This window comes from Hyphomicrobium sp., from assembly GCF_036833075.1.
Lineage (GTDB): Bacteria > Pseudomonadota > Alphaproteobacteria > Rhizobiales > Hyphomicrobiaceae > Hyphomicrobium_C.
In genome coordinates this window covers 34711-50590 of sequence record NZ_DAITQL010000012.1, presented here as the reverse complement: position 1 = coordinate 50590, position 15880 = coordinate 34711, and the positions used below count along the sequence as shown (strand labels likewise).

18 protein-coding genes are annotated in these 15880 nt (G+C 63.6%); 17 read left to right on the top strand and 1 reads right to left on the bottom strand.

The annotated features are described in order from the left end of the window. Positions 1 to 576 precede the first annotated feature (576 nt). The 9 genes from V7082_RS05810 to V7082_RS05775 all read left to right on the top strand — a co-directional run bounded on the left by V7082_RS05810 (position 577) and on the right by V7082_RS05775 (position 6624). Positions 577 to 840, top strand: a complete 264-nt coding sequence (locus tag V7082_RS05810; RefSeq protein WP_334146685.1) for a DNA -binding domain-containing protein — start codon at positions 577 to 579, stop codon at positions 838 to 840. A gap of 164 nt (positions 841 to 1004) precedes the next feature. Next, a complete protein-coding gene (locus V7082_RS21530; RefSeq protein ID WP_442909758.1) occupies positions 1005 to 1328 on the top strand; it encodes a transcriptional regulator domain-containing protein in 324 nt (107 codons plus the stop codon). Then, positions 1282 to 1818 (top strand): DUF2285 domain-containing protein, encoded by a 537-nt coding sequence (locus tag V7082_RS05805; protein ID WP_442909759.1) that lies wholly within the window; start codon positions 1282 to 1284, stop codon positions 1816 to 1818. The genes V7082_RS21530 and V7082_RS05805 overlap by 47 nt, the downstream gene beginning before the upstream one ends. A 141-nt stretch (positions 1819 to 1959) precedes the next feature. Next, a complete protein-coding gene (locus V7082_RS05800) occupies positions 1960 to 2241 on the top strand; it encodes a helix-turn-helix transcriptional regulator (protein WP_334146680.1) in 282 nt (93 codons plus the stop codon). Next, positions 2238 to 2720 carry a DUF2840 domain-containing protein gene (locus tag V7082_RS05795; RefSeq protein ID WP_334146678.1) on the top strand — a complete coding sequence of 161 codons (483 nt, stop codon included), beginning with the start codon at positions 2238 to 2240 and terminating at the stop codon, positions 2718 to 2720. The genes V7082_RS05800 and V7082_RS05795 overlap by 4 nt, the downstream gene beginning before the upstream one ends. A 5-nt stretch (positions 2721 to 2725) precedes the next feature. Further along, on the top strand, positions 2726 to 3286 hold the full coding sequence (locus tag V7082_RS05790) for a S26 family signal peptidase (protein ID WP_334146676.1): 561 nt from the start codon (positions 2726 to 2728) through the stop codon (positions 3284 to 3286). 35 nt (positions 3287 to 3321) lie between these two features. Then, on the top strand, positions 3322 to 3648 hold the full coding sequence (locus V7082_RS05785) for a DUF736 domain-containing protein (RefSeq protein ID WP_334146674.1): 327 nt from the start codon (positions 3322 to 3324) through the stop codon (positions 3646 to 3648). A gap of 305 nt (positions 3649 to 3953) precedes the next feature. After that, positions 3954 to 4646, top strand: a complete 693-nt coding sequence (locus V7082_RS05780; RefSeq protein ID WP_334146672.1) for a lytic transglycosylase domain-containing protein — start codon at positions 3954 to 3956, stop codon at positions 4644 to 4646. Between the two features lie 241 nt (positions 4647 to 4887). After that, positions 4888 to 6624, top strand: coding sequence for a relaxase/mobilization nuclease domain-containing protein (locus V7082_RS05775; RefSeq protein ID WP_334146670.1), 1737 nt, complete (start codon positions 4888 to 4890; stop codon positions 6622 to 6624). Between the two features lie 106 nt (positions 6625 to 6730). Here V7082_RS05775 and V7082_RS05770 read toward each other — a convergent pair whose 3' ends face one another. Further along, positions 6731 to 6943, bottom strand: a complete 213-nt coding sequence (locus tag V7082_RS05770; RefSeq protein WP_334146730.1) for a helix-turn-helix domain-containing protein — start codon at positions 6941 to 6943, stop codon at positions 6731 to 6733. 281 nt (positions 6944 to 7224) lie between these two features. Here V7082_RS05770 and V7082_RS05765 point away from each other — a divergent pair, with 281 nt between their 5' ends. From V7082_RS05765 to trbJ, 8 genes are all read left to right on the top strand, one after another. After that, positions 7225 to 9267, top strand: a complete 2043-nt coding sequence (locus V7082_RS05765) for a conjugal transfer protein TraG (RefSeq protein ID WP_334146668.1) — start codon at positions 7225 to 7227, stop codon at positions 9265 to 9267. A 60-nt stretch (positions 9268 to 9327) separates the two neighbouring features. Beyond that, positions 9328 to 9693, top strand: a complete 366-nt coding sequence (locus V7082_RS05760; protein ID WP_334146728.1) for a CopG family transcriptional regulator — start codon at positions 9328 to 9330, stop codon at positions 9691 to 9693. 269 nt (positions 9694 to 9962) lie between these two features. After that, positions 9963 to 10850 carry a LysR family transcriptional regulator gene (locus tag V7082_RS05755; protein ID WP_334146666.1) on the top strand — a complete coding sequence of 296 codons (888 nt, stop codon included), beginning with the start codon at positions 9963 to 9965 and terminating at the stop codon, positions 10848 to 10850. Positions 10851 to 11040: 190 nt separating this feature from the next. Then, entirely contained in the window at positions 11041 to 12042 is a 1002-nt protein-coding gene (gene trbB / locus V7082_RS05750; RefSeq protein WP_334146664.1) for a P-type conjugative transfer ATPase TrbB, read from the top strand. Beyond that, positions 12039 to 12371 carry a TrbC/VirB2 family protein gene (locus tag V7082_RS05745; RefSeq protein WP_334146662.1) on the top strand — a complete coding sequence of 111 codons (333 nt, stop codon included), beginning with the start codon at positions 12039 to 12041 and terminating at the stop codon, positions 12369 to 12371. The genes trbB and V7082_RS05745 overlap by 4 nt, the downstream gene beginning before the upstream one ends. After that, the gene (locus tag V7082_RS05740; protein WP_334146660.1) at positions 12371 to 12634 is read left to right on the top strand and encodes a VirB3 family type IV secretion system protein; all 264 of its coding nucleotides are present in this window, start codon (positions 12371 to 12373) and stop codon (positions 12632 to 12634) included. Before V7082_RS05745 ends, V7082_RS05740 begins: the two co-directional genes overlap by 1 nt. Before the next feature lie 9 nt (positions 12635 to 12643). Beyond that, positions 12644 to 15139 (top strand): conjugal transfer protein TrbE, encoded by a 2496-nt coding sequence (trbE, locus tag V7082_RS05735; RefSeq protein WP_334146658.1) that lies wholly within the window; start codon positions 12644 to 12646, stop codon positions 15137 to 15139. Beyond that, on the top strand, positions 15136 to 15879 hold the full coding sequence (gene trbJ / locus V7082_RS05730) for a P-type conjugative transfer protein TrbJ (protein ID WP_334146656.1): 744 nt from the start codon (positions 15136 to 15138) through the stop codon (positions 15877 to 15879). The genes trbE and trbJ overlap by 4 nt, the downstream gene beginning before the upstream one ends. Position 15880: the final 1 nt, after the last annotated feature.

The following is a 15880-nucleotide window of genomic DNA, read 5'->3' as shown; positions in this document are numbered from 1 at the left end:
GCGCGTGTCTCCTGGGCGCGCCTTTTGGGGCCTTTTTTGTGGCCCTTCTAATAAATTTTGGGGGGGGGCGCGTTTATCCCGCCCCCCGACAAGCAGGCCGGACCTGTTGTAACGAAGCACTTATCGAAGCATGGCGTGTCTGTTTGCGCTCGACGAGTGAGCGCACGATCCGATCTCCGAGAGGGCGGAAACGCCTCGTGTATCCTTGGATAAAAGAAAGCTGGGCCTACCCATCCGCAAAATACCTAGTATATTAGGCTATAGTATATTGGGTGTTCGGCAACCCGTTCTGCATAAGCTCTAGGGAGTCCTGTGCTCAGACGGGAGCGGCGCACGAGGGAATCCAGTCTAGGCCGTGACGACGTGGCGCGAACTCGAACACATGTGAATGCATTCCGCTGCTCCATGCCACGAATAGTTGGGGACATGTTTCAGGATTGGTCGCAGAGAGTACAGAAGATGAAGCCTGACGCCTCGTGTTACGTCGCGTTTCAGCACACGAACCTTCCGATATTATATTATGCCAGTTAAGGGAAAAACCTTGCACGCTGCCGGCGACGCCGTTTGGATTGCGGTATGAGCTATCTCGCTTTTGAGGACAGCCCGCCCTTGACCCTCCGGGTCAATGCTTACGACGAGCGCCATCTCGTCACTTATCTTCGTTTGCTTGATGCCGCAGAGGCCGGCGCCAATTGGCGCGATGTCGTCCGCATCGTTTTCGCACTCGACGTGGAAGCCGATCCGGACCGCGCCAGACGCGTACATGAGGCCCATCTTTCGCGTGCGCGTTGGATGAGTGAAGTCGGATACAAATTCCTGCTTCAGTCTCGCGCGCAGTGAGGCGTTCCCACCGCTGAACGAATACTTATTCATCGCCGTACACACACAATTGGTTGAGCGCGTTTCGATCAGGTGCGCCGACTGATTATTGACGTTGCTGTGCAGTGATTCTCGCAAAATGGTTGATCCACCGAAAGCACTGACGGTGCGGAGAGGATCGCCAGATGAGGTCACCGCCGACGTGGAAATCGCCCGAGTATTGTAGGCAGTTCCAGCGACTCGACCGCGCTGAACTCACGTTTGAATTTCTTCGCCGCAATGCCGAGTATAAGTCGGACTATAAACGCGCTATCGCACGCATTACATCAACGCGAGCTGACGAGGAAGAGGTCGTCGCGCGTCTCGCCGCACGCTGGGGTCTTACCTTTCCCGGCCGATCCCGCACTATCCGCCGCCTTTGCCCGGCCGCTCTGGCGGCCGGACTTATACGCCGCTACCGTCATCGTTGGTCCCGCTCCGCCGGGCTTCGACGGTGGCCTCGCGCTTGATCCCGGAGCGCTGCGCGGCGCCGGAGAAGTGGTGAACGGAGGCCTTCACGCCGTTGTCACCGATGCTGTCGGCGATCACCGAATCTGGCTGCAACAGCGCGATGGATCGTTCACTGCGGCGTTCTACGTTCCCATCGACGAGCACTTCCCGCAACGCGTCCAAAGCATGCAGCGGTTTTATCGCTGGTTGCATGGGAAGGCGACTGGGCCACCCCCGCGCTACCAACAGCTCTCTGCTTATCAGCGCCACAGATGCGTCCTGATGTTGCGCGCGTGGGACGCGACCGAGGCCGGTGCGTCGCGACGTCAGTTGGCCAGCGTCCTCCTCAACAACAGCGTTCTGACCATGCGCGCCATCGACTGGAAGAACGCCGCCGAGCGCCGGCGCGTAAATCGCTTGCTCGCCGCAGCGCGTGCGATGGTCAACGGCGACTATCTGCGCCTGCTTCAGAACGCACCGCTGCCCGTTCATCTCTTTCGCTCACGCTGATCCTCGCGCTGCGATAACGCTCCCCGCAGGGGGGGACAGAATGGCGCCCCCTCGACTTCTGTCACTCCGCCCAACCGCCGGTCCTTCGCCACCGTCGCACGTGATCCGCCGCATTTGCGGCGGGCGCGACGGAGGTCCGCAATGCAGGACAAGACCGCCAATCATTGGCCGCGGTTCGTGCGAACACCGGAGGCTGCGCGCCTTCTCGATCTGTCACCCCGAACGCTCGAAAAGCACCGCTGCGGCGGCACCGGGCCAGTCTATCACAAGCTCGGCGGACGCGTGGTCTACGACGTCGCCGAACTCTATGCCTGGGTCGAGGCATCGACACGCCGATCAACATCCGACCTCACCGAACCAGCCCACGCGCCACAACAACCGACGCCCTCCAAGAGCGCCGATCCCAAAGGGGACGACGCATGAGCCGGGCGCGTTTAAACGGCGTCGAATCCCATCGCACGCTGGTAGATCTGACATGGCGCGAGAAGCGCATCGAGCACCGCATCCGTTTCGGACATATCGTCGAAACACATATCCTCGATCGGTATCGGCGTGTCGTCGGATTCGATTCCGGTAGCATTTTCTGCTATGTGCGGTGGGCCGCTAACGAGCACGGCACGGTCATCTCGCGGATCGACATCGTGCGGGCTGTGCCCGACGGCGAAGCATACCAGACCCTGCCGTTTGTGCGCCCAGGCGGCGACATCCTGCTGCGCATCAGCGGCTGGCCGCAGGTCCAGCGCGTGCTGGCAGCGATCGACGCCATCGAGATGCTCGACCTCGATCCAGCGGAGATCGCGCCCGAGCACTGGCGCCACCTGAACCATCGCATCTCTGTCAATGAGCCGTTCCGGGTCTATTCCCGCGACCAGCATCGCGCCTGGCTCAAGCGGCGGAGCTGACTGTGATGCGCGCCCGCCACCGCACACTCGTGGCCATGCTCGCAGGTGCCACGCTGGTCGTCTTTCCGCTCTGGCATCAGCCCCGCGTCCGTCTCATCTGGAATGCGTCGGCCAGCGTACCCGTTGGATTGTATCGGGTGCTCGCACCGCGAGACCCCAAGGCGGGCGCGCTCGTCGTCGTCACCCCCACGGACGAACTCGCCCGGTTTCTCGCCGAACGCGGCTACCTGCCGCGTGGACTGCCGCTCATCAAGCGCCTGATGGCGCGCGCAGGCGCAACCGTGTGCCGCGTTGGAGCGCTGATTACGGTCGATGGCGCGATGCGCGGCGTGGCCCATGCGCACGATAGCCGCGGCCGTCCATTGCCCAGGTGGCAGGGATGCCGAACGCTCGACGATGACGAGGTATTCGTCATGAACAGGGACGCGCCCGACAGCTTCGACGGCCGCTACATCGGGCCACTTCCCGTCTTGGCTATCACCGGACGCGCGGTCCCGATCTGGACCGCGCCCGCTCCTTCGCTGGCCGTGGACGCAACCCGCGCTGCGGTCGATCGCGAGCCATGACGGCTTGCATTCTCCAGCCCTGAAAGGAAGTCACGATGGCTCAAATTGGCACCTTCACGCGCAAAGACGATGGTTTCGTCGGGCGATTGCGCACGCTCACCGTCGACATCGAGCTCGCCATCCGGCCGGCCGAGAGCTCGGATGTCGAGAACGCGCCAAACCACCGCGTCTTCTTGGACGGCCTGGAGGTCGGCGCAGCCTGGGACCGTACCGGTGATCGCGCCGGCGCTTATCTGTCGGTCACAATTGACGATCCCGTGTTCATCGAGCCGATCCGCGCCCGCTTGTTCGAGGCCGATTCAAAGAAGAACGTCTGGAACCTTCTCTGGACCCGTCGCGGGAAGCGCGAGGAGCAGGCGTGAGACCCATGCGTCGCCGTCAGAACAGCGGACCAGGAAGTGCAATTCCCTTGATCGACCGAGCGCCGATCAATCCCCTCGACCCGATCGCCCTCGCGGCGGCCGGCGCGCGGAGTGAAGGTCAAGGGTGGCGGCCAGGTTTGCGGAAGCGCGACTGCGCCGCCGACGAAACCCGTCCGCAAACCGCTAGACGCCGGCGGAGCCTTGCTCTCGACCGCAGCGAGCCCGCTGGCACGCTGCCTGCGCTTCGTGGCCGGGGATCTGGCGTGGCCGGACGCTGGACGATCGCAGTAGGCATAGCATGCGCTTTGATCGCGCAGACGCCCGCCGCCGTGGCCGGTCCGCCATCGCAGCACTCCCGTGTGGTGGGCACTATCGCGCCAGTCCCGTCGTCTGATCTGTGGAGCACCGACATCACCGACGCCGCGCAGCGGTTTGCGATACCAGAGACGTGGATACGCACGGTCATCGACGTTGCGGATGTGGGTGATCCGCGCGTCCTCTCCGCGCGCGGCGCGATCGGTCTCATGCAGCTCATGCCTGAGACGTGGCGCGGCCTGCGCGAGCGTCATGGCCTTGGCGACGATCCGTTTCAGCCGCGGGACAACATCATGGCCGGCGCCGCCTACCTGCGCGAGCTGTCCGAGCGTTACGGAAGTTTGCGCGCCGCAATGACCGCGTATCACGCGGGACCTGAGCGCTTCGAGGAACATCTCGCGACCGACTTTGCGCTGCCCGCAGACACCGTCGCGTTCTTCGCAAAGGTGGTCGCGGCGATCGGCAAGCACGACGAGGTCGCGCCGGCTTTCGCGAGCGCCACGGACGTCGAATGGACCGATGCGCCGCTCTTTGTCGCGCGCGAGAAAAGCCAATCGGACGACACGATACCGCTTGCCGAGAAGTCGTCCGGGACGCCGACACGCGGCGCTTCCGCGATGCTGACGCCGGCATCCAGAGACCTGTTTGCCCGCCGCAGCCAACCGGACGCCGCACAGCGATGATCAACGCAAGCAAGAGGCCTGCAGCGCAACGCATCGCAAGACTTGCGGGGTACTGCGGGACTGCGGGAGTCTCGACCGAGGGATGGCGGGATAAAAGGCCGCGCATCGCGGCTTGGCCGGTCGGTTGTTTTGGTTCGGTTTTTCTCAATCGTGAGCACCTCGCGCGGCTGCGCCGCGAGGTGCGCACACGCAAATTCTCGCGCGACGCCCGTGCCATTCGCACATCGCGGCGAGCGCCGCCATGAGCAGCGACGACGACATCCGCATCCGGCCCGGCCGCATCCGCACGAGCAAGACCCAGCGGGCGCGTCCCTTCGTGGCCCAGGCCCTCGCCGCCGCGCAGAAGGCGGGCGGCCGGGTGTCCCCGAGCGGCAGGATCACATCGGGCCGCGGATCGCGTTTCGGCAGAGGACGCGTCGCCAGCGTGTGTGCTAACCGGCTTATCACCGGCCGCTCGCGGGGAGCCGTCATTAAGACCCGCGTCGTACGCCATACCGCACGCGCCGCGCCCCTGTCCGCCCATGTCCACTACCTGCGCCGCGATGGCGTCGCACGTGACGGCGCGGACGCGCGCATGTTTGCTCGCGAGACTGAAGACGCCGATGTAAAGGGCTTCGCCGAGCGGTGCGCGGACGACCGGCATCACTTCCGGTTCATCGTCTCGCCGGACGATGCCGTCGAGATGTCGGACCTCAGAACCTTCACGCGTGAGCTGATGGCCCAGGTCGAGAAGGATCTCGGCTCACGGCTTGATTGGATCGCCGTCGATCACTGGAACACCGAGCACCCCCACATCCATGTCCTCCTGCGTGGCCGGGCTGACGACGGCCGGGATCTCGTCGTCGCCCGCGATTACATCAAGGACGGCATGCGCAACCGCGCGCGTGATCTCATCACGCTGGAGCTCGGACCGCGTACCGATCGCGACATCCGCCGTACTCTCGAGCGCCAGATCGAGGCCGAGCGATGGACGGAGCTCGACCGCCAGCTCGTCCGCGATGCCGGCCGCGCCGGCGTCATTGACTTGGCGCCGGCGCCGGACCAGAAACCTGATGACTACCTGGCGCTGAAGGTCGGGCGGCTCCGACATCTCGAGCGTCTCGGTCTCGCCGACGCCATCGGTTCCGGCCAGTGGGTCGTCGCCGAGGAGGCCGAAGCCACCCTGCGGGCGCTCGGCGAGCGCGGCGACATCATCAAGCGCATGCACCGCGCGCTGACCGAGCGTGGCATCGCGCGCAGCCTCACCGACTACGCGCTCGCTGGCGAGACGCATGGCGAGGCCGTCATCGGACGGCTCGTGGAGCGCGGCCTCGACGACGAGCTGCGCGAGACAGCATTCGCTGTCGTCGACGGTCTTGATGGCCACACGCACCACATCCGCCTCGCAAATCTCGACGCGGCTGGCGACAGCGCACCAGGCTCGATCGTCGAGCTCCGGTCATTCGACGACTCCAACGGGCAGCGCCGTGTGGCCTTGGCCGTTCGCTCGGATCTTTCGGTCGAAGCACAAGTCACTGCCGACGGCGCCACGTGGCTCGACCGTCAACTCGTCGCCCGCGATCCAGTTGAGCTCGGCGGCGGCTTTGGCCTCGAGGTCCGGCGGGCTATGGAAGCCCGCACCCGCCATCTGCTGTCCGAGGGGTTGGCGCAGCGCCAGGGCGAGCGCACCGTCTTCACCCGCGATCTGCTCGCCACGCTGAGGCAGCGGGAGCTCGACGCCGTCGGCCAGAAGCTCGCCAGCGAAAAGGCCATGCCGTTCCAGACGCCCGGAGCCGGAGACTTTGTTGCCGGCACCTATCGGGAGCGTGTCACGCTTGCCTCCGGCCGCTTCGCGATGATCGACGACGGGCTCGGCTTCAAGCTCGTGCCCTGGACACCCGCGATCGAGAAGCACATCGGACAGCATGTTTCCGGTGTTGCCCGCGCAGATGGCGGTATCAACTGGTCGTTCGGGCGCAAACGGGGGCTTGGCTTGTGAGTGGGACCTGTTCGTTGCCGCAAAGGGGGCGGAAGAAGCAAATCAAGGCGCGAAGAGACAGAGCAGAAGATGCCCGGGGCAAACGATACCGTGGCGCCCGTCCGCCTCAATCGTCTGGGCGCAGCAACTCGATAGGATCGACGCCCAGTCCGCGGGCCAACTTCTCCAGCATATCGATCGAGGCTGCGTACTGCTCGCGCTCGAGCATTCCCACGTAGTTGCGGTTGATGCGAGCACGATGGGCAAGCTCCTCCTGCGACATGGATCGCTTGTGCCTCAAACGGCGCAGATTCTTCGCGACTCGGCCCCTCAGTCCCATGGGGCAGAAATCGCCGGTCACCTAAAATACTGCTACCTAGTATACTAGTCATTTCATGTCGCGCGGATCTGTGTCCCCTTAATTTCCGTCTGAGCTCCACCGAAAGAAGTGTGCGACAGCCAAAGCGGTGCACCTCGCCCCAGGAGCGGCGATCGCACAGGACAAGTATTTTTACGATGCGCTTCGACAGGCCGCGATCCGCGGTTGGCCGGCCGTTGCCGCCCCGATGAAACGTGTCTTTCTTTGCTTGTGGGCCCTCGGATTCAAGGAGACAGCTCGTCGTGTCTGCCACACGAGTTCAATGGGGACAGATCCTCGTCGTTCTCTCGATCGTGCTGGTAGCTGTCTGGGCGGCGACCCAGTGGACGGCATGGCGGCTTGGCTTTCAACCGCAGCTCGGCGCACCATGGTTCGAGTTCGGAAGCCTTTCCGTGTATCCGCCGCCGGCTCTGCTGTGGTGGTGGTACGCCTACGACGCGTATGCCCCCGACATATTCATTGAAGGTGGCTTGATCGCTGCGTTTGGTGGCCTTCTCGCCATTGCCGCTGCCGTGTTCATGTCGATCTGGCGCGCACGCGAGACGAAGGACGTGCACACCTTCGGCTCAGCACGATGGGCCGAGCATCTGGAGATCGAGCGAGCCGGCATGCTCGGACCGGATGGCGTCGTCCTCGGCCGTGTGGACCGGGACTATCTTCGCCACGATGGCGCCGAGCACGTCCTCTGCTTTGCGCCCACGCGCTCAGGCAAGGGCGTCGGCCTGGTGGTGCCGACGTTGCTCACTTGGCCGGGATCGGCGATCGTCCATGATATCAAGGGCGAGAACTGGGAACTGACGGCCGGCCTGCGCGCACGCTTCGGCCGCGCGCTCTTGTTCGATCCGACCAACGTAAGGTCAGCCGCTTACAATCCGCTGCTAGAAGTTCGGCGCGGCGAATGGGAAGTCCGCGATGTTCAGAATGTCGCCGACGTCCTGGTCGATCCCGAGGGCTCGCTCGAAAAGCGCAATCACTGGGAGAAGACAAGCCACAGCCTGTTGGTGGGTGCCATCCTCCATGTGCTCTATGCCGAGACGGACAAGACGCTCGCAGGCGTCGCCGCGTTCCTTTCCGACCCGCGACGGCCGATCGAGACGACCCTTGCGGCGATGATGGCCACCCCGCATCTGGGTGAGCAGGGACCGCACCCCGTCATCGCCAGCGCCGCACGCGAATTGCTGAACAAGAGCGACAACGAGCGTTCGGGCGTTCTTAGCACGGCCATGTCGTTTCTTGGGCTCTACAGAGATCCCGTCGTCGCGGCAGTTACCAGCCGTTGCGACTGGCGTATTGCCGATATCGTCACCGGGGACAAGCCGTCCACGCTCTACCTTGTCGTGCCGCCGTCCGACATATCGCGCACGAAGCCATTGGTGCGGCTGGTGCTTAACCAGATCGGGCGCCGGCTGACGGAGGATTTGCATGCAAGGCGCGACCGGCATCGTCTGCTCCTCATGCTCGATGAGTTTCCGGCGCTCGGTCGGCTCGACTTCTTCGAGAGCGCCCTTGCCTTCATTGCGGGCTATGGCATCAAAGCGTTCCTGATCGCGCAATCGCTGAACCAGATCGAAAAGGCTTACGGGGTCAACAATTCCATCCTCGACAACTGCCACGTCCGCGTCAGCTTCGCGACTAACGATGAGCGAACTGCCAAGCGAGTGTCGGACGCACTCGGCACCGCCACCGAGATGCGGGCGATGCAGAACTACGCCGGGCATAGGCTCGCGCCCTGGCTAAGCCACCTGATGATCTCACGCTCCGAGACCGCGCGGCCGTTGCTCACACCCGGAGAGGTTATGCAATTTCCGCCTGACGATGAGATCGTCATGGTCGCCGGCACGCCACCAATCCGCGCCAAGAAGGCCCGTTACTTCGAGGATGCGCGCTTTACGGAGCGCGTGTTGCCGGTCCCGCAAACGCCGAACAACAATGTCGGTCTGTGGAGCGACGACTGGTCGCTGTCCGGCGCTGGCGCACGTGTCGGAGGGGATCCAGATCGTCCCACGGTCTCCAGTCCGAGAGAAACGATGAGCGCAGCTCCGCAAGCGCCGACAGCTGCGGCGCGAAAGGACGATGACGACACCAATGCCGGCCTGCGTCGTGAACCCGGCCTCGAAGTGCACAAGGACCTCGTTCCGGAAGCTCTACGATTGCCTGTCAACGAGTTCGATCCGGATGGTGACGAGCCAGAGCGCGATGCCGCGGGCTCCCGTGCGGTGATCCGCGACATGCGGCACATCGCGCGCCAAATCGCGATGGATCCAGGTGACGGAATGGAGCTTTGAGACGTGATTGCACAGCACGGCAAGAAGAAGCGGCTATCGATCTATCTCGATCCCGAGCTCATGGGCCTGTTGGCGGATTACGCTGACAGGCGCGAGCAGTCCCGTTCCATGATCGCCGAGGCAGCGATCGCGTCGTTCCTCTCGCCCGATGCCGATGAGCGCAAGGAGGCAGCGATCGCGAAGCGCCTTGATCGCATCGATCGCGCCGTGCAGCGCCTGGAGCGCGACATTGGCATTGCAAATGAGGCGTTCGCGCTTTTCGTCCGGTCCTGGCTTACCGCGACGCCGCCCCTCCCCGAGGCCGCGCAAGCCGCGGCACGCGCTCAGGCGGGAGAACGCTACGATCGGTTCATCGAGGCATTGGGCCGCCGGCTCGCCAGGGGACCACGGCTGAAGCACGAGGTGCCGGATGATGTGACGGGCTGATCACTGCCACCGCTTCGCCACGGATGTAATGCTCGCAATGATCTTTCCTATAATCGTAGCTTTCCGAGAACTTGCGCCGGTTTCAACCAGGAAGAAAGCCTCTGGAAAATGATTACTAATAAAGTGTACATTTATGTACTCGTTGAGCCATCGGGTTGTGCTCACCAGCAGTTGGCTCTCGTCACAACACGCCATGTGGTCCAGTTCGCGCAGCCGAGCGGACCGAAAAAGCAAATCACGCGACCAGTTCGGCAAAGGAGGGGAACTGATTGGAGCTGCGCCATCTGAAGTACGTAGTTGCCGTTGCGCGCAACGGCAGCTTCGCTGCAGCAAGTCATGAACTCAATGTCCAGCCGCCGGTTATCAGCCGCCGTATCCGCGAGCTAGAAGATGAAATCGAAACACAGCTGTTCGAGCGCTCCACTGCCGGTGTTCGAACAACACCCATAGGCGAGGACTTTGTATCCTTTGCAGAAGGAATTCTCGCTGATGTTCAGCGTCTGTTGGATCGAACATGCGCCAGCCGCGTTGGCAAGCTCGGACGCATCACCCTCGGCTTTTACAATAACATTTCAGCTGGCGCACCGCGATCCCTCATTCGCCAATTTCGGGAGCACCACCCGGATATCCATGTTGAGCTCCTTGAGATGCCGCTCGTCGAGCTGACGGGGCAACTACATGCCGGCAAGCTCGATGCTGCCGTGATCCTTGGCGATACTGCAAAATGCGCCAGCCTTGAATTTAGAGCGTTGTGGTCGGAGCGTCTTGTCGTCGTCTTGCCCAAAAGCCATCGACTCTCTGAGAATCCCTTCGTCTATTGGTCCGAGCTCAAGGGTGAACGCTTCCTGATCAGTCGCCACGATCCCGGCCCCGACATCCTAAATCTCCTGATTGCCAATTTAGCCGCCCCCGCTGATCGGCCGGATGTCTCATCCATGAGCTTGAGCTACGCAAGCATTCTCGCTCAAGTCGCAGATGGCGAAGGGATCAGCCTGCAATGCGAGTCCAATGGCGGGATTTCCAAGTTCGACCTGGCTCTGCGCCCCGTCTACAACGCGGCAGGCGCAACCCGGCTTGGCTATACCCTCTGCTGGAACCGCGGAAACCGGAACCCCGCGTTGAAGACCTTCCTTGATGATTTGCCGCGGCAAATGTGATTCGCTGAAAGAAGGTATTTGGAACTGCTTTCGCCCTCGAGAGGGTACCGAGCGCTGCAAGTATTTTTACGCGCGCCTACGCCGCGCTACGATCCCAAACACAAGGGTGTTGCCCGCGCTGAATTCCTGCCTTTCTTGATTATCCCCATCGCCATTCGCTCACGTGCGGATGGTCGGCAACGGGGGCACAATGTCGGCGCATCATCACGGCAAGATCGCAGTTTCACGCGGCGCGCGCATGTTGCGCACGGCCCTCGGTCCGGCCATCGCTCACTATCTCGAAGATCCCGCGATTGTCGAAGTGATGCTCAATCCGGACGGCCGGGTCTGGATCGACCGCCTGAAAGACGGACTTGTCGCCACGGATGGGTGTCTGAGCCCGGCTGATGGCGAGCGTATCGTCCGCCTCGTCGCGCATCACGTCGGCGCGGAGGTCCATGCGGGCGCTCCACGCGTGTCGGCCGAGCTGCCCGAGACCGGGGAGCGTTTCGAGGGCATCCTCCCACCCGTCGTCGCTGCGCCAGCCTTTGCGATCCGCAAGCCGGCCGTTGCCGTCTTCACGCTCGAAGACTACGTCCACACCGGCATCATGAGCGGACACCAGGCCGCCACGCTGCGCGGTGCCATCGCAGAGCGCCGCAACATCCTTGTCGCCGGTGGCACCTCCACGGGCAAGACAACGCTAGTCAACGCCCTGCTGGCGGAGGTCGCCCAAACGACCGATCGCGTGGTGCTGATCGAGGACACCCGCGAACTGCAATGCGCCGCGGCCAACCTCGTTGCCCTGCGGACCAAGGACGGCGTTGCTTCGCTCTCCGATCTCGTCAAGTCATCGCTTCGCCTGCGCCCGGATCGCATCCCCGTTGGGGAGGTCCGCGGCGCTGAGGCTCTCGATCTCCTGAAGGCATGGGGCACCGGCCATCCCGGCGGCATCGGCACCATCCACGCCAACAGCGCCATCGGCGCACTGCGCCGCCTCGAGCAGCTCGTCCAGGAAGCCGTCGTCACCGTACCGCGCGTCCTGATCGCCGAGACGATCGACATCATCGCCGTCCTTTCCGGGCGCGGCGCAGCCCGCCATCTCGCCGAGATTGCTCACGTCGACGGGCTCGATCCCGCTTCCGGCGATTATCTGACCCGCTCGACCAAATCCGAACCAGACCTGCCATTCACAAAAGGAGATGAACAATGATCCGGCCTTTCTGCCTGCGTGCGCGCCATTACTTGGCGCATGCCGTCGTCCATACGAGCTCGCTCATGCTGACGGCCCAGGCCCACGCCGCCGGTTCTTCGATGCCGTGGGAGGAACCGCTCGAGAAGATCCTTGAGTCCATCGAAGGGCCGGTCGCCAAGATCATCGCGGTCATAATCATCATTGCCACCGGGCTTGCACTCGCCTTCGGCGACACCGGCGGCGGATTTCGCAAACTGATCCAGATCGTGTTCGGGCTCTCGATCGCGTTCGCGGCGTCGAGCTTCTTCCTCTCGTTTTTCTCGTTCGGCGGTGGAGCTCTAGTCTGATGGACAACGACGTTCACGGATTCTTCGCACCCGTGCGGCGAGCGCTGACGGAGCCGATCTTTCTTGCTGGCGCCCCGCGCGCCGTCGCCATCCTCAACGGCACGCTGGCCGGCGCAGTTGGTCTCGGCCTCCGACTTTGGGTCGTCGGTCTCCTCATCGGAGTCCTCGGTCATGCCGTCGCCGTCTGGGCCGCGCGGCGCGACGCGCACTTCGTCGACGTCGGCCGCCGGCACCTGCGTTATCCGACCCATCTCAACGTTTGAGGCAGGCTCATGATGAATCTCAGCGAATATCGTAAGAAGAGCACTGGCCTCGCCGATTTTCTGCCTTGGGCGGCGCTGATCGCCCCCGGCATCGTGCTCAACAAGGACGGATCGTTCCAGCGCACCGCGCGTTTTCGTGGGCCGGACCTGGACAGTGCGACGCCGGCCGAACTGGTCAGCACGACCGCTCGCCTCAACAATGCTCTGCGGCGCCTCGGTTCTGGCTGGGCCGTCTTTGTCGAAGCGCAGCGCAATCCCGCCACTGACTATCCGAGGAGTCGCTTTCCGGACAACGCGTCCTCACTGGTCGATGTCGAGCGGCGCGAGCAGTTCGAGGACAGCGGGCTCCTCTACGAGAGCAGCTATTTCTTGACCTTCGTGTGGTTGCCGCCGGCCGAGGACGCTTCGCGTCTCGAAGGATGGCTCTATGAGGGCCGCGCAGCCCGCGGCATCGATCCGTGGGAGCTACTCAAAAGCTTCGTCGATCGCACCGATCGCGTCCTGAAGCTCATCGAGGGCTTCATGCCCGAGGCTGAATGGCTCGACGACGCGGAGACGCTGACTTACCTGCACGCTACCGTCTCGACCAACCGCCAGCGCGTCCGCGTACCGGACACGCCCATGTACCTCGACGCGCTGCTCGCGGATCAGCCGCTTGCCGGCGGTCTGGAACCGCGTCTGGGGGACGCCCATCTGCGCACGCTGACCATCGTCGGATTCTCGACGACAACCTTTCCCGGCGTCCTCGACGATCTCAACAGACTGGCGTTCATGTATCGCTGGTCGACGCGGGCGATCATGCTCGACAAGATCGACGCCACCCGCCTCGTGAGCAAGATCCGCCGGCAGTGGTTTAGCAAGCGCAAGTCCATCGCGGCGATCCTCAAGGAGGTACTCACCAACGAGCCCGCCGTCCTCGTCGATAGCGACGCCGCCAACAAGGCGGCCGATGCCGATGCCGCGCTGCAGGATCTCGGCTCTGATCAGGTTGGGGAAGCTTACGTTACCGCAACGGTGACGGTGTGGGATACAGATCCGGCGATCGCCAGCGAGAAGTTGCGGCTTGTCGAGAAGGTCATCCAATCACGCGACATGACCTGCATCATCGAGGGCGTCAACGCCCTCGAAGCCTGGCTCGGTAGCCTTCCCGGCCACGCCTACGCCAATGTGCGCCAGCCGCCGATCAGCACGATCAACCTTGCGCATATGATGCCGCTCTCCGCGGTCTGGGCCGGTCCGGCCCGCGACGAACACCTGGGCGCGCCACCCCTCTTCTACGCCAAGACCGAAGGCGCGACGCCGTTCCGCTTTGCTCTGCATGTGGGCGACGTCGGGCACACGATGGTGGTGGGACCAACTGGCGCCGGCAAAAGCGTGCTGCTGGCACTGATGGCGCTGCAGTTCCGCCGCTACGAGCGCGCGCAGGTCTTCGTCTTCGACTTCGGCGGCTCGATCCGTGCCGCCACGCTCGCCATGAACGGCGATTGGCAGGATCTCGGAGGATCCCTAACCGATCAGGCCGATGCGCTGTCTGTCGCGCTGCAACCGCTCGCCGGGATACACGAAATCGCCGAGCGCGCCTGGGCAGCCGACTGGCTCGCCGATTGCCTTGTACGCGAGGGTGTCACCATCACGCCTGACGTCAAGGAGCATCTCTGGACAGCTTTGTCCTCTCTGGCGTCGGCTCCGGTCGAAGAGCGCACGCTCACCGGCCTGACCGTTCTACTGCAGCACAATACGCTAAAGCAGGCGCTGCGTCCGTACTGCATCGGCGGTGCGCACGGCCGTCTGCTCGATGCAGAGCAGGAGCGACTGGGCTTGGCCTCCGTGCAAGCCTTCGAGACCGAGGGTCTGATCGGAACCGGCGCGGCGCCCGCGGTGCTCGCCTATCTCTTCCACCGTATCGAGGCCCGCTTCGATGGGCGGCCAACCCTGCTCGTCATCGATGAAGGATGGCGGGCGCTCGATGACGGCGACTTCGCCGGAAAGATCAAGGAGTGGCTGAAAACGCTTCGGAAGAAGAATGTTGCCGTCGTCTTCGCCTCCCAGTCGTTGTCAGACATTCACAGCTCGGCGATTGCGCCGACCCTGATCGAGAGCTGCCCGACGCGCATCTTCCTCGCCAATGAGCGCGCGCTCGAGCCGCAGATCGCCACCGTTTACGAGCGGTTCGGCCTCAACGCGCGCCAGATCGAGATCCTCGCGCGCGCAACGCCAAAGCGTGACTACTACTGCCAAAGCCGGCGCGGCAATCGCCTGTTCGAGCTTGGTCTTGGCCATATCGCGCTCGCCCTCTGTGCGTCCTCCTCGAAGAGTGCCCATGCGCAGATCGACGAGCTGCTGGGCAGCGGCGCCTACACCTACTTCCTCGAAGCCTGGCTCGAGACCAACGGCCTTCGCTGGGCCGCCGAGCTCGTCCCTGACCTCAGCAATCGCATCGCGCCACCACCGGCGTCAGAGCTCCCATTCCCCTTCACCCTGACAGATACGGAGGTTCATTCATGACGCACGTCCCCTGCGCAGAGCGGTTGCGCTGCAAGCTCCTCGCCAGCGTTGTCGCCATTGCATTGATGTCAACCTCGGCCACGGCCCTCACCGTGTTCGATCCCACGAACTACAGCCAGAACTTGCTGACGGCGGCGCGCTCGCTCGAGCAGATCAACCATCAGATCACCTCGCTCGCAAACGAGGCGCAGATGCTGATCAACCAGGCCAAGAACCTGACCAGCCTGCCGACATCGCTCGTCGGCCAGATCGACGGAAACTTCTCCGAGATGCGCAACCTGCTCGGCGAGGCCCAGTCGCTCGCCTATAGTGTCGAGAGCATCGATCAGGAGTTCGCCGCCACCTACACCGACTTCGCCGCCGACAAAACCGGCGCCGAGCTCGTCGAGAGCGCGCGTGAACGCTGGCAGACCTCGGTGGCCTCCTTCGAGCACGTGCTCAAGGCCGGGGCCGTTGCCGTGAACAATATCGACGGTACGCGCGCGCAGACGACCGCGTTAATCGATGCCAGCCAGTCGTCCGTGGGCATGCTGCAGGTCACACAGGCGGGCAACCAGCTCGTCGCCGTTCAGACCCGGCAGATGGCCGATCTCACCGCCATGCTGGCCGTCCAGGGTCGCGCAGAAGCTCTCGAGAAGGCCCGTCAGGCGGCCGCACAGGAGCAAGCCCGCGCGCAGTTCCGCCGCTTCCTCAACGGAACCGGCTACAGCGGCTCGACCGTCCGCATGTTCCATGACTGAG

What these genes read in the sequence shown, in the direction of transcription:
- V7082_RS05810 (WP_334146685.1), top strand. Translation starts at nt 577, where the DNA reads ATGAGCTATCTCGCTTTTGAGGACAGCCCGCCCTTGACCCTCCGGGTC.
- V7082_RS21530 (WP_442909758.1), top strand. Translation starts at nt 1,005, where the DNA reads ATGAGGTCACCGCCGACGTGGAAATCGCCCGAGTATTGTAGGCAGTTC.
- V7082_RS05800 (WP_334146680.1), top strand. Translation starts at nt 1,960, where the DNA reads ATGCAGGACAAGACCGCCAATCATTGGCCGCGGTTCGTGCGAACACCG.
- V7082_RS05795 (WP_334146678.1), top strand. Translation starts at nt 2,238, where the DNA reads ATGAGCCGGGCGCGTTTAAACGGCGTCGAATCCCATCGCACGCTGGTA.
- V7082_RS05790 (WP_334146676.1), top strand. Translation starts at nt 2,726, where the DNA reads ATGCGCGCCCGCCACCGCACACTCGTGGCCATGCTCGCAGGTGCCACG.
- V7082_RS05785 (WP_334146674.1), top strand. Translation starts at nt 3,322, where the DNA reads ATGGCTCAAATTGGCACCTTCACGCGCAAAGACGATGGTTTCGTCGGG.
- V7082_RS05775 (WP_334146670.1), top strand. Translation starts at nt 4,888, where the DNA reads ATGAGCAGCGACGACGACATCCGCATCCGGCCCGGCCGCATCCGCACG.
- V7082_RS05770 (WP_334146730.1), bottom strand. Translation starts at nt 6,943, where the DNA reads ATGGGACTGAGGGGCCGAGTCGCGAAGAATCTGCGCCGTTTGAGGCAC.
- V7082_RS05760 (WP_334146728.1), top strand. Translation starts at nt 9,328, where the DNA reads ATGGGCCTGTTGGCGGATTACGCTGACAGGCGCGAGCAGTCCCGTTCC.
- trbB (WP_334146664.1), top strand. Translation starts at nt 11,041, where the DNA reads ATGTCGGCGCATCATCACGGCAAGATCGCAGTTTCACGCGGCGCGCGC.
- V7082_RS05745 (WP_334146662.1), top strand. Translation starts at nt 12,039, where the DNA reads ATGATCCGGCCTTTCTGCCTGCGTGCGCGCCATTACTTGGCGCATGCC.
- V7082_RS05740 (WP_334146660.1), top strand. Translation starts at nt 12,371, where the DNA reads ATGGACAACGACGTTCACGGATTCTTCGCACCCGTGCGGCGAGCGCTG.
- trbE (WP_334146658.1), top strand. Translation starts at nt 12,644, where the DNA reads ATGATGAATCTCAGCGAATATCGTAAGAAGAGCACTGGCCTCGCCGAT.
- trbJ (WP_334146656.1), top strand. Translation starts at nt 15,136, where the DNA reads ATGACGCACGTCCCCTGCGCAGAGCGGTTGCGCTGCAAGCTCCTCGCC.